The 15,427-nt window shown below is 70.8% G+C and carries 8 protein-coding genes; 5 read left to right on the top strand and 3 right to left on the bottom strand.

Going from position 1 to position 15,427, the window contains the following annotated elements; translation table 11 throughout:
• Window positions 1–26: 26 nt before the first annotated feature.
• Window positions 27–1,430 (bottom strand): cupin domain-containing protein, encoded by a 1,404-nt coding sequence (locus tag IEJ02_RS05855; protein ID WP_191063708.1) that lies wholly within the window; start codon window positions 1,428–1,430, stop codon window positions 27–29.
• Between the two features lie 194 nt (window positions 1,431–1,624).
• Between IEJ02_RS05855 and IEJ02_RS05850 the strand changes: the two genes are divergently transcribed.
• The gene (locus IEJ02_RS05850; protein ID WP_191063707.1) at window positions 1,625–2,899 is read left to right on the top strand and encodes a cytochrome P450; all 1,275 of its coding nucleotides are present in this window, start codon (window positions 1,625–1,627) and stop codon (window positions 2,897–2,899) included.
• On the opposite strand, the gene IEJ02_RS05845 is transcribed toward IEJ02_RS05850, so the two are convergent.
• Window positions 2,839–3,657 carry a YqcI/YcgG family protein gene (locus tag IEJ02_RS05845; RefSeq protein WP_191063706.1) on the bottom strand — a complete coding sequence of 273 codons (819 nt, stop codon included), beginning with the start codon at window positions 3,655–3,657 and terminating at the stop codon, window positions 2,839–2,841. The two genes, IEJ02_RS05850 and IEJ02_RS05845, sit on opposite strands and share 61 nt — an antisense overlap.
• A 291-nt stretch (window positions 3,658–3,948) precedes the next feature.
• Here IEJ02_RS05845 and IEJ02_RS05840 point away from each other — a divergent pair, with 291 nt between their 5' ends.
• Together IEJ02_RS05840 and IEJ02_RS05835 are read left to right on the top strand one after the other, a co-directional pair.
• On the top strand, window positions 3,949–5,490 hold the full coding sequence (locus IEJ02_RS05840) for a class I SAM-dependent methyltransferase (RefSeq protein WP_191063705.1): 1,542 nt from the start codon (window positions 3,949–3,951) through the stop codon (window positions 5,488–5,490).
• A gap of 384 nt (window positions 5,491–5,874) precedes the next feature.
• On the top strand, window positions 5,875–6,630 hold the full coding sequence (locus IEJ02_RS05835; RefSeq protein WP_275558067.1) for a LuxR C-terminal-related transcriptional regulator: 756 nt from the start codon (window positions 5,875–5,877) through the stop codon (window positions 6,628–6,630).
• Window positions 6,631–6,677: 47 nt separating this feature from the next.
• On the opposite strand, the gene IEJ02_RS05830 is transcribed toward IEJ02_RS05835, so the two are convergent.
• Window positions 6,678–7,448, bottom strand: a complete 771-nt coding sequence (locus IEJ02_RS05830; RefSeq protein ID WP_191063703.1) for a thioesterase II family protein — start codon at window positions 7,446–7,448, stop codon at window positions 6,678–6,680.
• A 316-nt stretch (window positions 7,449–7,764) separates the two neighbouring features.
• Between IEJ02_RS05830 and IEJ02_RS05825 the strand changes: the two genes are divergently transcribed.
• Entirely contained in the window at window positions 7,765–11,184 is a 3,420-nt protein-coding gene (locus IEJ02_RS05825; RefSeq protein WP_191063702.1) for a non-ribosomal peptide synthetase, read from the top strand.
• Complete coding sequence (locus tag IEJ02_RS50290; RefSeq protein WP_317985729.1) at window positions 11,181–15,425, top strand: type I polyketide synthase; 4,245 nt, start codon at window positions 11,181–11,183, stop codon at window positions 15,423–15,425. Before IEJ02_RS05825 ends, IEJ02_RS50290 begins: the two co-directional genes overlap by 4 nt.
• Window positions 15,426–15,427: the final 2 nt, after the last annotated feature.

Raw genomic sequence — 15,427 nt, 5'->3', positions numbered from 1 at the left:
CCCGGACGGATGTCGGGCCGGGGCCGTCAGACCTGGCTGAGCAGCTCCTCGGTGATCACGGGCTGGTGGTAGGTGCAGGTGCCGGAGCGCACCATCGAGCCGTGCAGCCGCTCGGCGGGGATCAGCAGTTTGTCCCCCTCGTTCATGGGAATGAGCTGGCCGACGTTGTTCCAGAAGTGCATCTGGCCGACCTCGACCACGACCAGTCGGTGGTCGTCGTGCACATGCGTGGTGGAGGTCTCCTCGTGGGACTCCACGAACGTCTCCAGGTCGACCTCGATGCCGCGTTCGCGGATCAGCGCGTCGAGCTTCTCGGCCTTGACCTTGTACTCGTCGAGCCGGTCCGCCCAGTCGAGCTGGACGGCCAGGTCCTCATCGGCCACGGCGGTGAGCAGGCGGGCGTCCTCGAAGCCGTTGTGGAAGGAGGCCACGGCCTCCTCCCCGAAGCGGTCCACCAGCGGGGCGACGAGGGCCTCCGTCAGCGCGGCCACGCCCTCACCGGTCATCCGTGGCGCATCGGTGAAGCAGGCGGTGTGCTCGGTGCCGAACGCCTCACGCACCAGATCGGCATAGCCCGCCGAGGTGACGGCCTCGTCGAGGCGGCGGTGGACCCAGGCGCCCAGGAACTCCGCCAGGCGCGCGTGGTCGTGGGCGACCCGGTGCAGATGGTTCGCGCTCGCCAGCGACGATGAGAGGAAGAACTGCCAGTAGGCGTTCGGCTCGGCCGAGAGTCCGGCTTCGGCCAGGAGCTCCCGGTGGAGCGGGGCCTGCCCGACCCGGGTCCGGAAGTCCTCCAGGAGCAGCCCGCGCAGCGTGGGGTGGGCGGTGTCGTAGTCGCCCAGGAGGTTCCTGCCCACGGCGCTGGTGACGGAGGGGAGAATCGCCGTCAGTTGGACGAGGGCGAAGGTCGCCGCCTCCGTGCGGTGCCGGCAGGCTCGCGCCACCTCCAGCGCGCGCCCGGGCCGGGAACGCCGCTCCTCCAGGACGGCCTGGACCCGTCCGGTGAGCGCGGCGAGCCCGCCACCGCCGAGCGGAGTACGCGCGCCGGTCAGCCAGTCGAAGAGGTGGTTCTCCAGCACACCCGCCGCCTGCCGGCCCAGGATCCGGTTCTCGGGGGAGCGGAACGCGGCGGCGTCGGCCTGGCTCGGATGCCCTTCGCCGCCGGGAATGAACAGCAGGTCGGCGTCGTAGACGGTGCGCAGCATCCGGTGGCCGAGCAGCGAGCTCAGCCGGAGGACCTGGTCCGCCGGCAGCACTTTCCCATAATCCAGGAATCCGAGATCGTGCGGACGGACCGGACGCCGGAACGGGTTGTCCTCATTGACCAGCTCTTCTGCGGTCGCACTACGGAACGGCGAGTTGGCCGCGTATCGGCGGACTATTCCATTGGGGTCGTCCGGAGCGCTCTTGATACGGGAGACAGGGCTCATGAGTTCCTTTTCCCTTTCCTTGGTGCCGGTGGCGCCATCACTCGCACGCGACTTCAGGAGGGTGCGAAGTTAACAAGCCACGCCGATGGATGTCGTCCAACCAGAGTTGGAATCCATGGACAACCGAGGAATGAGAAAAAGAGGTGCCTGCTGGGCAAGCAGTCGATGGATAGTTATGGTTGTCCCGTCGGCCGGTGGCGGTGAACCGGCGTGTCGGAAAGGAGCAGCAAATGACCGAGACGGTGACCAGTCCTTCGCCGGGCACATCCGACGGGGGCGACGCGTTACGGAGCTGGCTGGCCGAAAACCGGCGGAAGCACCGGGTCCTTTGGGATGAACAAACCCGGTCCTGTCAGGTGTTCGGGTTCGCCGAGACTCAAGCGATGCTGAGGGACCCCGAGACGTTCTCGTCCGATTTCAGCAGGTTGATTCCGGCGCCGCAGAGTCCAGTGGAGGTCGCGCCGGGAGAACGGCCCGTGCCGAACCTCCTGAAGGGCCATCTGAGCGTGACCGATCCGCCGCGCCACCGCAAGCTGCGCAATCTGGTCAGCCAGGCCCTCACGCCGCGGGCCGTGTCCGACCTCGAAGGGAAGATCACCGAGATTACGGCGGGCCTGCTGGACGCGATGGAGGGCCGCGATGAGGTGGAGATGGTGAGCGGGTTCTTCAACCCGCTGCCGGTCACCGTCATCGCCGAGCTGCTGGGCGTTCCCGCGGAGGACCACGCCATGTTCCGGGGCTGGGCCGATTCACTGGTCTCCGCCAACCATGACGCGGGGGCGGTCGACGCGGCACGGCTCCAGGTCCCCGAAGAGATGGCCGGCCTGCTGCTGGAGATGGAGTCCTACATCCTCGACCACGCGGCGCGGCGGCGGCGTGAACCGTCCGACGACGTGCTCAGTCGCCTGGTGGCGGCCGAGGTGGATGGCGAATCGCTCGACGAGAGCGAAGTGTTCGTCATCACGCTCATGTTGCTGCTGGCGGGTCACATCAGTACCACTTTGCTGCTCGGCAACGCCCTGGTGTGCCTCGACGACAACCCCCGAGCACTGGCCACGCTTCGCGAGGATCCCGCGGCGATCCCCGGCGCCTTGGAGGAAGTGCTGCGGCACAGCCCGCCCGCCCCGCTGGCGTACCGGCTGACGACCCGGGAGACCACGCTCGGCGGCGTCGACATTCCGGCCGACGTGATGGTGGCTTCGTGGGTGATGTCGGCCAATCACGACGAGCGCCAGTTCGCCGACGCGGAGGCCTTCGACATCGGGCGCACCCCCAATCCGCACCTGTCCTTCGGACACGGCATCCACTTCTGCATCGGCGCGCCGCTGGGCAGGATGGAGGCGAGGATCGCGCTGTCCATGCTGCTGGAGCGCTGCCCCGAGCCCCGCCTCGCCGAGCCGCCGGTGTACTACGACTCGCCGACGATCTTCGGGGTCAAGCGGCTGGTGCTCTCGGGGCTGACCGCCTGACCGGCGGTCACCTCTCCTGCGGTCCGGTCCCGGAAGGGGCAGCGCCGGTCCTTCGCCCATGGCTCGTCCGGCGTGTCGGGAAGGAAGTACTGCCGCCACTCGCGGTTGTCCGGGTCGCCGTACGAGCCGAGCTCCGGGGAGGCCTCGACGGCGTCGTACCGGCTGAGTCGCCTGCGTATGGTCCGCCGTGCGGACGCCCCGGGCGGCGTGTGGGCACCGAGCCCCTCGAACACCCAGCGCGGCTGGAAGGTGATGAAGAAGACGGGGCTGTGCCGGCTGCGGCGCAGCACATGGGCAGGGGTGTTGCAGACCACGAAGATCGGTGTGCCGCCGAAGCTGAACTCCCACCAGGGATCGTCGGTGTCATGGGGCACTTCGGCCGGCCAGGGGCTGGTGTCCGTGTCGTGCAGATACTGCAGCACCGCCCAGAACCGTTCGTTGTACTCGGCCATGGTCCGGGACCTGTCGTCCGGACGGAAGAAGACGATCAAGGAGGTCTCGCGGCCCAGTTCCCGGTACCCTGCCAGATATTCGGTGAGTATGCCGCCGAGCGGCTGCCATGCCCGTTCGTCGTCGACGGACTCCACGAATCCGAATCGGAGACTGTTCCGCTTGGTCCCTGCCACCGCGAAGGTGCATGGAAAAGGTGAGGAGTCCGAGAGCAGCGTTCGCTGTAACTCCCGGACGCATTCATCTCCCCATACCGGAAGCTTGCCGATGATGTCCTCTGACAATTTTCTCACCCCGACGTCAGCCATTTCGCCGTCTTCACTCATGTCCCGGGCAGCGATCGGCACGGACGCTACCAGTGCCGGACCGGGCAGTCTTCCAACTCGGGTACGCATTGGCCCTGCAACCAGGAGTGGAAAGTCGCGTCCGTATATCAGGGAAACGCCTGGGTGCACGGACCCGAGCGAACCTTCCCGGCGGCGCCGGCGATGGGTAGCATGTGCGGGAATCCTGTGTCTCGCCGTGATAACTGAAAGCACAGCCGCAAGGGCGCGTCGGATATGTGGTCCAGAACGCCCGGCCAGGAAAAGGAGTCACCCATGTCCGCTCCCAGTACGGGGAAATCCGATGTTTTTGCAGGTGCGGCTGAGTTGGAGCGCGTGCTCGACGCGCACCCGGGGATCGACCGCTCGGCCGTGCTGGTGGAGGAGGGAGTGGACGGCTCGCTCTCCCTCACCGCCTATGTGCTCCCGCGCCGGAACGAGGCCGTCGCCGACGGCGGGGCGGCGCTCGGACGGCAGTACGTGGCCGAATGGCAGGGGGTCTACGACCACGTCTACGCCCAGCCCGCACCGGACGACCCCGCCTTCGACACCCGTGGCTGGCTGAGCAGTTACAGCGGAGCCGAGTTGACCGACGAGGACATGCGCGCGTGGGTGGCCGGCACCGTGGCGAGGATCCGGGGTCTGGGCGCCCGTCGCATCCTCGAAGTCGGCTGCGGGACCGGGCTGTTGCTGCACCGGCTGGTGGATGGCACCGACCGCTATGTCGCCAGTGACATCTCGGCGGGTGCCGTGGACCGGATCCGCGCCTCCTTCGGCGGCCGGCTGCCGGACGGCGTCGAGCTGTTCCAGGCGGCGGCCGACGACCTGTCGGCCGTGGCCCCCCGGTCCGTCGATGGCTTCGTGGCGAACTCGGTGTCGCAGTACTTCCCGGACGAGGAGTATCTGGACCGGGTGGTGCACCAGGCGCTCAACGCCGTGGACGAGGGAGGTTTCCTCTTCGTCGGCGACGTCCGCTCCGCGGCGGTGCACCGGGCGTTCAGCGCGGGCCTGGAGCTGTCCCGGGCCCCGGGGCGGGCGCCGAGCGAGAAGGTGCAGGCCCTGATCGAGCGGCGCTGTTGCACGGGTACGGAACTCCTCATCGACCCGGGCTACTTCGTCGACCTGGCCGACCGGTTGCCACGTGTCGCGCATGTGGCCGTGTTGCCGCGGCGCGGCTCGCGCGGGACGGAGATGAACCGCTTCCGCTACGACGCGGTGATCCGGCTCGACAAGCTGCCCGGGGGCGAGGTCGTCGTCGATCCGTGGTGGCCGTGGGAGCGGGACCGCTGGAACGCGGCGGACCTGCGGCGCCACCTCGTTGAAGAGCGCCCCGAATGTGTCGGCCTGCTCGGCGTCCCCAACGCCCGTGTCCTCTCCGACCACATCGCCGCCGAACTCCTCTCCCGATCCGACCGGCCCGCGACGGCGGCCGAGGTGACGGCCGCGGCCGTCACCTCGGCCGCCGTCGAACCCGAGGAGATCTGGGCGCTCGGCGACGATCTGTCCTACACGGTCCGGCTCAGCTGGGCCCGTTCGCTGCCGGACGGCGCCTTCGACCTGGCCCTGGTCCGTACCGACGACACCGGGGCCCCGCCGCCGGAGGTGCGCTTCCCCAGTGAGCCGGCCCCGCCGCGCCGGCATGTGAACCGGCCCTGGTACGGGAGGGTGGAGAACCTCGACCCGGCCAAGCTGCGCGCTCATGTGCGCGAGACGGCCGGTGCGCCGCTGCCCGGCCGGTTCGTCCTGCTCGAGTCCTTCCCGTTGACCGAAGCCGGACGGACCGACCGCGAGGCGCTGCGTTCCATCCAGTGGGCCTGACGCGCCCGTCAGCTTCGAGGCACTGACGGCGATTTGCGCCGAGCCCTTTTTCGCCCCGGTGGGGCGGAGCGTAAGGTTCCGGCTATCGGGAGAAGGTGGTGCGCCGGGTCTCGATGGCCGAATAGGGCCGCATAGAGGCGGCAACGATAATGGTTATCATTAAGCAAAGCCGGGGCAAAGTCGATGTCTCGTTGATAATTCCCTCGTCATGGCCGCAGTAGATGTGCCAGAGTAATATGAAATTCGAGCCAATCTGAGATCGATTCGTTGAGCAAGGGCGATAGTGGCTTACGCTTTGCTTGACGCGGATGCAATGTGCCGCTACGTAGGCGCTTCGACAACATTGATGACTCGTTGAGGGGGACCCGGACAATGCGGCGAGGCGTGGTCGGACTGGGGGAAGCGAACACGGCGCCGTCGTTACCGGGGCCCTCCTGCGGAAACGTCACCTCGAGACTGCTGATAGGCGACGGCCAGCCCCTGCTGAGGCGCGGCCTGCGAGCCCTCTTCGAGTGCGAACCGGCGTTCCGGGTCCAGGGCGAGGCGGGCGATGGACGCGCCTTGCTGGGCCTGGCCCGCGCACACCGCCCCGATGTGGTGCTGATGGACGCCGATCTGCCCGGCCCGGACGCCCTCGACGTGGCGCGTCAACTCGTCGAGGACCGGTCGGGCGACCGCTTCGGAGTGGTGCTGCTGATGTCCTCCGAGACCGGCCTCACGGACGGACGGGTCCTCGACGCCGCCCAGGCCGGCGTGCGCGGCTTCCTGCACAAGGAGGAGCCCTCCGAGACGATCGTGTCCGGGGTCAGGGACGTGGCCAGAGGCGGCGTCGCGATGAGGCCGGGTGTCGTCGGTCAGGTCCTCAGGGCGTTACGCGGTACCGACCGGCCCGCCGCCCCCCGGCCGACCGGCGAACTCGCCCTGCTCACACCGCGTGAACTGCAGATCTTCCGCCTGGTCGCGCAGGGGCTCACCAACCAGCAGATCGCGCACGCGCTGGTGCTGTCGGAGGCCACGGTGAAATCCCACTTCAACCGCATCTGCCGCAAGCTGGCGCTGCGGAACCGGGTCGACGCGGTGATCCTGGCGTATGAGGTCGGGGTGGCGGGCACCATAGCCGAACACCGCTCCACCGCCTGACCGTCGACGACAGCCGGGGTGGCGCCCCGACCGCGGCACCCCGGACCTCAGCCGGACGCCGGTGCTTCCTTCGGCCGGAGGTGGCGCGCCACTTCGGCCACCAGCTCCGGCAGGTGGTCGTGAAGGTAGAAATGGCCGCCGGTGAACACCCGGGTCTCGAACCCCCCGGTCGTCACATCACGCCAGCTCAGCACCTCCTCGGGACGCACATGCGGATCGTCCGTACCGCAGAACGCCGACACGGGCGCGGTGATCCGCGCCCCGGGCCCGGGCCGGTGGGTCTCGATCAGCCGGTAGTCGCTCCTGATGGCGGGCAGGAAGAGGGCCTGGAAGTCCCGGCTGTCCAGGATCGTGTCCGAGGTGCCCGCCAAGGAGCGGAGGTCTTCCAGAAGCGCGGCGTCCGGCAGCAGATGCAGGCCGGAGGGCCGGGCCGCGTGCGGCGCCGGGCGGCCCGAGACACACAGCCGCGCCAGGCCTCCGGGGCACATCCGCTCGATGCGCAGGGCCACTTCGAACGCCACCGCCGACCCCATGCTGTGCCCGAACAGCGTCAGCGGGCGGTCCGCCGCCACCGGCAGTGCCGCGAAAATCTCATCCGCCAGCGACCGCATGTCCTCGGCGGGCGGCTCCTCGTAACGGTCCTCACGCCCCGGATACTGCACCGCCAGTACCTCGACCGAGGGCGAGAGCCGCATGGCCCAGTTCCGGTAGGTGCTGGCGCCGCCGCCGGCGTGCGGGAAACAGACGAGCCGTGGTGCGCCCGGGTGCGCCTGGTGCCGGCGTATCCACCTCCGGGAACTTCCGCTTTCCGCCGCCATGTTCCCTCTCCCGCACTCTTGGAGCCGCCCGGCCGCGAACCCGGTCCGCCGGGGTAATTCCCCATCGCCCGGGGCCCGTGAGCGTACATTTCCCCCCGGACGCCGGGCAAGTGCGGGCGAACAAAGGAAAACCACGGTTGGAGACCGTAATCGCTACCGCGGTTGGAAGACACTCCAGCGCACCCTTGCTACCTTCGGCCGAGGTCGGTGACAGCGGCTCCCGGCAGTATGCGACCAAAATTCCGCTGAATTCCCTGAATCCGTGCACGGGCACGCGGCCCGGCCGTCTCGAAGCGAGAAATAGGGGACCCACGCAGTGACAAGTACCGAGCACCAGACGGAGTTGTCCCCCGAGGAGCAGCGGCGCGAACTCGCCCGGCTGTTGCTGGCTGAATCCGGTCTGCGCGGGACCGAACCGGCGTTCGCACTGGTCGGCGGGGACGCGTCCGGCGAAACCGGACCCGCTCCCGTCTCCTCCTCCGAACAGCGCATGTGGTTCCTGCGACAACTGAGCCCCGACGGCATCACCTACAACCTGTGCGGTGGCGTACGCCTCACCGGGTCCCTGGACCCCGCCGTACTGAACGCTGTGATCACGGATCTGGTCGCGGCGCACGACATCCTGCGGACCGTCTATCCCACCGGAGAGGATGGCGCACCCGGTCGTCGCGTCCTGGCCCCGGCCCGGGTGCCGCTGCCGCTGTCCGACCTCGGCGATGTGCCGGGGCCGCGGCGCAGGGCCGAGGCGGAGCGCCTGATCGCGGAGCAGGGCCGCATCCCGTTCCGGCTCGGGCAGGAACCGCCGTTGCGCTTCGGCCTGTTCAGGTTCGCGGCCGACGACCATCTGCTGACCATCGGAGTGCATCACATCGTCTTCGACGACCTGTCGTGGGGCCGGGTGCTCGGCGAACTCGCCGCCCGCTACGCCGCCGCGACGGGCGGGGAGGGAGAGCCCGCGGCCCGTCCGCGGGCACAGTACGCCGACTTCGCGCGCTGGGAGCGGCAGCGCATCGACAGCGGCGCCTGGCAGTACCAACTGGACTACTGGCGCGGCCGGTTGCTGCCCCACCCGCCGACGCTGCCGCTGCCCGTCGATCCGGCCCGGCAGGGTGGCGACGACGCCACCGACGGTATCCGGCGCCAGGCACACCTCGGCCCGGCCGACAGCCGGGCCCTGCGGAAGCTGGCGCGGGACTCCCGCGTGACGCTGTTCACGGCGCTGCTCGCCGTCTACCAGACACTGCTCCACCGCTGGACCGGTGAGAGCGACATCGCGGTCGGTTCTCCCGTGGTCAACCGCCCCCGGGCGGAATTCGAGGAGGTCATCGGCAACTTCGGCAATACGGTCGTGCTCCGCACCGACCTCGGCGGGGACCCCTCCTTCCACGACCTCCTCGCCCGGACGCACGGGACCTGCGCCGATGCCTTCGCCCACCAGGACATCCCCTACGAGCGGGTCATCGAGGCGGTGCGGCCCGCCGGTGCGGTGGGGCAGGCGCCGCCCTTCGACGCGGTCTTCTCCTTCGTCACCGCTCAGCCCAGCCGGGTGGAGACGCCCACCGTGCTGTTCGAGGAACACCCGCACCACAACGGCACCGCCCGTTTCCCCCTGGTCGTGGAGGCCCGCGAGACCAACGAGGGCATCGTCTTCGGGCTCACCGCCCGAGCCGACCTCTTCCGCCCGGAGGCCGTCGAGCGGATGCTCGGCCATCTGCTCACGCTCACCCGGGGCGCCCTCGCCCGTCCCACCGCCCGGCTGAGCGCGTTGCCGGTGATGACGGCCCAGGAGGAGCACCGGGCCCTCGCCGAGTGGAGCCGGTCGTACGACGACCCCGCCGAGGACCGGCCCCTGCACCGGCTGGTGGAGGAGCAGGCCGCACGGACCCCCGACGCGGTCGCCGTGGTGTCGCGCGGCACCACCATGACCTATCGGGAACTCGACCGGCGGGCCGGTGTGCTCGCGGGCCGGCTGCGCACCCTGGGAGTCGGGCCGGAGCGCGTCGTGGGCGTCCACCTGACGCGCTCTCCCACGCTGGTGGTCGCCCTGCTGGCGATTCTGAAGGCGGGCGGCGCCTTCATGCCCCTGGAACCGGACTGGCCGGCCCTGCGCCTGGAGTCCGTGGTACACGACGCCGGCCCGGTGCTCGTCCTGACCGACAACGACACCACCTCCGCCGTGCCACCGCTGGGAGTACCCGTCCTGGACCTGGCCGCCCTCCCGGGCCCGCCCCCCGCACCCGTGACCGAGCCCGTCCCCCTCGACATGGAGAACATGGCCTACGTCATCCACACCTCGGGGTCCACGGGCAACCCCAAGGGGGTCATGATCCGCCATCAGTCGATCGCCAACCGTCTGGTGTGGCAGTCCGCCCTGCTGGGCATGACCGCCGAGGACCGGGTCCTGCACAAGGCCCCCATGGGCTTCGACATCTCAGTGAACGAGATCTTCCTCCCCCTGGTCAACGGGGCCCGCCTCGTGCTGGCCGATCCCGGGGCGCACGGCGACATCGGCCACCTCGCCGAGCTGATCGCCCGGGAGAAGGTCACCTTCCTCTACATCGTCGCCTCGATGCTCGACGTGCTGCTCGAACGCGACGACATCTCCGTCTCGGCCCGCTCGATCCGCCACCTGTGGTGCGGCGGCGAGGCGCTCACCGCCGAGCTGTACCGCCGGTTCCGGGCCCGCCTCGACGCCACCATGTACCACGGGTACGGCCCGGCGGAGACCACCATCGGGGTGAGCTGCCGAGTCTTCGAGGACGGCGCGGACGACGCCGTCGTCACCATCGGACGGCCCAACCCCAACGCCCGCGTCCACCTTCTCGACGCGGCCATGCGCCCGGTCCCGGTGGGTGTGCGCGGGGAACTGTACATCGGTGGCATGCCGCTGGCCCGGGGTTATCTCAACGACCCGGGGCGGACGGCCGAGTCCTTCGTGCCGGACCCGTTCGCGGACGAGGGCGGCGGCCGGCTCTACCGGACCGGGGACATCGCCCGCTACCGCGCCGACGGAGAGATCGAGTTCATCGGCCGGGCCGACAACCAGGTCAAGCTGCGCGGCTTCCGGATCGAACTGGGCGAGGTGGAGACGGCGCTCAGCGCCCACCCCGCCGTACGGCAGACTGTGGCACTGGTCCGCTCCGGGGGACCGGGTGGCGACCGGCTGGCCGCCTGGTGCGTGCCGGAGCGGGACGTCACGGCCGATGAACTCCACGCGTGGCTGGCGGCCCGGCTGCCGCACCACAGCCGGCCCGACGAACTCCACCTGCTGCCCTCCCTGCCGCTCACCAGCGCGGGCAAGGCCGACCGCAAGGCCCTGCTCGCCCTCGCTCCGGACCGGCAAGCGGCCCCGGCCACCCCGTTCGTCCGGCCCGCGGACGCCCTCCAGCGCGACATCGCCGCCATCTGGAGCGAACTGCTGGACCGGAGCGACATCGGAGCGCGGGACAACTTCTTCGACCTCGGGGGCAATTCGCTGCTACTGATCAAGGCACAGACCCTTTACCGCCGCCGGCTCGGCCGCGACATCCCGCTGCTCGACCTCTACGACCACACCACGGTGGCCGCCCTCGCGAAACGGCTGTCCCCGGATGCCGAGGACGCCGGGAGCACAGCCGAACTCGACCGCGCCGGCGCGCGGGCGCAGCGCCAGCGGCAGCGAGCGGCCCGCCGTCCGGCGGACACCACCCGGACGGCGGATCAGCGGGTGCGGACATCCGGCGAAGGGACGCGGTGACCATCGTGAACAGCGGGGCGGAACACCAAGCCGGCGGGGACGAACCGTACGGCACCGACATCGCCGTCATCGGCATGGCCGGGCGATTCCCCGGCGCGCGCGACCTCGACGAGTTCTGGGACAACCTGACGGCGGGCCGGGAGTCGGTCACCCCCCTGACCGATGCCGACTACCTCGAGGCGGGCGGGGACCCCGACCGGCTCGACGACCCGTACCTCGTCAAGGTGGCCTCGGTCATCGACGGCATCGACGAGTTCGACGCCGAGTACTTCGGCTACCCGCCGTCCGAGGCCGAACTGCTCGACCCCCAGCAGCGGCTGTTCCTCGAATGCGCGCACCACACCCTGGAACACGCCGGTTACGGACCGGACACCCGCGCCGGCTCCGTCGGCGTCTACGCGGGCGCCCTGCTGAGCCGGTACTTCCTCGACCATGTCCACCCCCGCACGCGCGGCCAGGACACCCTGACCCAGCACCACGCCCAGCTCGGCAACGTCAACAGCACCCTGGCCACGCGTGTGTCGTACGAGCTCGGCCTCACCGGCCCCAGCGTCTCCGTGCAGACCGCTTGTTCCACCTCGCTCGTCGCCGTCCACCTGGCCTGCCAGGATCTGCTCGCCTACCGCTGCGACATGGCCCTGGCGGGCGGCGTCTCCCTCAACCCGGCGCTGCGCCAGGGGTATCGGTACGTCAAGGACGGCCCGTTCTCCAGGGACGGGCACTGCCGCCCCTTCGACGCCGACGCGACGGGGATGATCGCCGGTGAAGGACTGGGTGCCGTCCTGCTCAAGCGGCTGGAGGAGGCCCTTGCCGACGGCGACCACATCCACGCCGTCATCAAGGGCAGCGCCGTGAACAACGACGGCGACCGCAAGGTCGGCTTCGCCGCGCCCAGCGCCGCCGGGCAGGCCGAGGTCATCGTCGCCGCCCAGACGGTGGCCGGAGTGGACGCCGACACCATCACGTACGTCGAAGCCCACGGCACCGGCACCCCCGTCGGCGACCCGATCGAGGTCTCGGCACTCACCCGCGCCTTCTCCCGTACCACCGACCGCAGGAACTACTGCGCCCTGGGATCGGTCAAGAGCAACATCGGCCACATCGACGCGGCCGCCGGCGTCGCGGGTCTCATCAAGACCGTCCTGGCCCTGGAACACCGGACCATCCCCGCCACCCTGCACTTCCGCGGGCCCAACCCGCTGCTCGGCCTCGACGACAGCCCGTTCCACGTGCCCACCGAAACCCGCCCCTGGTCGGCGGGCCCCTGGCCGCGCCGGGCCGGCGTGAGCTCCCTGGGCATCGGCGGCACCAACGTCCACCTCGTCCTGGAAGAGGCGCCGGTTCCAGGACCCCGCCCGGGTCCCGCACCGGAGACCGAGGCGCTGCTCCCCCTCTCGGCCCGCACTCCCGGAGCCCTCGACGCCGCGACCGCGCGGCTCGCCCGCCATCTGCGGGACCATCCCGCACTGCCCGTCGAGGACGTGGCGCACACCCTCCAGTCCGGTCGGCGCGCCCACCCCTACCGGCGCGCCCTGGTGTGCCGGGACACCGCCGACGCGGTCCGCCTGCTGTCCTCCGCTTCGAGCGCGCCGGCCGCCGAGGCGGTCACCGGCCGCCCCGTGGTCTTCCTCTTCCCCGGGGCCGGGTCCCAGCACCCGGGCATGGGCCAGGGCCTCTACGACGGCGAGGCGGTCTACCGCCAGGAGATCGACCGATGTGCCGAGATCCTGGAACCGGCCCTCGGCCGGGACCTGAGGGACGTGCTGTACGGTCCGCCGGACCCCGACGGCGCTTCGGCCGCCGGAGTCTTCCCGGCTCTCGTCGCCACGGAACTCGCGCTGGCCCGGCTCCTGGACTCCTGGGGCATCCGGCCCACCGCCCTGCTCGGCCACAGCCTGGGGGAGTACACGGCGGCCTGTCTCGCCGGGGTGCTGACCCCGGAAGAGGTCCTGCCCCTGGTGGTCCGGCGCGAGGAGTTGTTCATCCGGGCCGCGGGGGAGGGGGGCATGCTGAGCGTCGCCCTCGGCGAGGAGGCGGCCTCGCGGCTGCTCACCGCCGGCCTGTCGCTGGCCGCCGTCAACGGGCCCGACTCCTGCACCCTGGCCGGCGCGGAGGCGGACCTGGTGGCGGCGGAGCGGGGGCTCCTGGAGCAGGGGGTGCCCCATCGCCGCATACGGTTCGGCGCCGCCGCCCACTCGGCGCTGCTGGACCCGATCCTCGACAGCTACCTGCGAGACCTGTCCGCGGTGCCGCTCCGCGCGCCGCGGATCCCTTACGTCTCCAACCTCACCGGCACCTGGATCACCCCGGAGCAGGCCACCGATCCCGCGTCCTGGCTGCGCCACACCAGGAAGACCGTCCGTTTCGACGCCGGGCTGCGGACGGTGCTCACCGAGGACCGGCCGGTGCTGCTGGAGGTCGGTCCCGGACGGGTCCTCACCGGTCTGGTCCGTGCCCAGGGCGGAGCGGAGGTCCCGGTTCTGCCCGCGATGCGGCACCCGCAGGCCCAGGAACCCGACCTCCGTACCCTCTTGGACACCGTGGGCCAGGCATGGGCGCATGGCGTCGACGTCGACTGGTCGGCCCTGAGCACACGTCGCCCGCCGCGGCGGGTACCGCTCCCCGGCTACCCGTTCGAGCGGCGGCGCCACTGGATCGAGGCGCACCGGCCGTCGGGAACCGCCGCCCCGCCGACCGCGCGGAGCCCGTTCCCGGTGAAGCTGGCCGCGGAACTGCCGCGGATGGCCCGTTCCGAGGAGCGGCTGCGGAAAATACACGCCGCCCGGCGCTTCCCGGAACACCTGACGCGCCTCCTCGACCGGCTCGCCGTGGCCCATGTGCGCGGCGTGCTCCAGGACGCCGGGATCGACACCACCCCCGGCGCCGTGCTCCGGCGGGACACCGTCCACGAGACCTTCGGCACCGTCCCCGCCTACCGGCCGTTCCTCGACGCGCTGCTGCGCATGCTCGTCGACGACGGTGTCCTCGCGGTGGATGGAGACCGGCCGCGCTTCACCCCGGCGGCCGGGACGGCCGACGCGGCCGCGCTCACCCGGGAGATCCTCGAGCGCTACCCCGACCAGGAAGAGGACCTCTCCTTCCTCGACCACTGCGTCCGCCACTACCCCGACGTGCTGAAGGGGACCATGGCCGGTACGGAGGTCCTGCTGCCCGACGGCTCCGACGACCGGCAGCGCGCCCTCATCGACCGCCGCCTCGCCGCCACCGACGTCCCGCTCTACCGGCGCCTGGTCGCCGAGACCGTGCGCCGCCTGGTCGCCGAGGCCGGCGGGCGCCCGGTGCGGATACTGGAGGCCGGTTCCGGGCGTGGCTACCTCACCTGGGAGGTGGTCGAGGAACTGCGCGGGCTGCCCGGAGTCGAGTACCACTTCACCGACCTCGGCCGCTCCTTCGTGCTCGACGGCCGGCGCCAGGCGGAGCGGCGGGGACTGACGGGAATGGAGTTCGGTGTCCTCGATGTGACCCGTGACCCGTCCGGACAGGGATACCCGCCCGCCACCTTCGACATCGTCCTCGCCTTCAACGTCCTCCATGCCACGCCCGACCTGCGCCGGGCGGTGCGCAACGTGGCCTCGCTGCTGGTGCCGGACGGCGTCCTGCTGCTGCTGGAGGCGGTGAGCCAGCGGCGCTGGTCGCTGATGACGACCGGTCTCTACGAAGGCTGGTGGTACTTCGACGACGACCTGCGCGACGGTTCTCCCCTCATCGGCCGCGACCAGTGGACCGCCCTGCTCGGCGACGAGGGCTTCGCCGACGTCACCGCCTTCCCGGGCGTGGACGCCGGCACGGATGACACCGACCACCTTCTGGTGGCCGCCCGCCGCACCGCGGCGGCCCCCGCACCCCCGACCGCCATCGCCCCCGTGCGACGGTCCCTCAACCGACGGCCCGACCTGTCGGTGCCGTGCACGCCCCCCGGCACCGACCGGGAAAAGGCCATCGTGCGCATCTGGGAGGACGTCCTCGGCATCGACGGCATCGGCATCCACGACAACTTCTTCGACCTCGGCGGGGAATCCCTGCTCGCCATGCAACTGATCGCCCGCCTGCGGGACCTCAGTGGCACCGATCTGTCGCTGCGCCGGATCTTCGAGGCCCCCACGGTGGCCGGGCTGATCCCCCTCCTCGACGCGGCGGAACCGGCTGCCGCGCCACGCATCCGCCCCAGTGCCCGCCGCGGCCGTGCCACCACCTCCCCCCGAGACGACAGGACGGAGTAGCC

The sequence above is a fragment of the Streptomyces sp. 5-10 genome, from assembly GCF_014712245.1.
In the GTDB taxonomy this organism is placed as follows: domain Bacteria; phylum Actinomycetota; class Actinomycetes; order Streptomycetales; family Streptomycetaceae; genus Streptomyces; species Streptomyces violaceusniger.
This window is presented reverse-complemented; position numbering and strand designations above follow the sequence as displayed.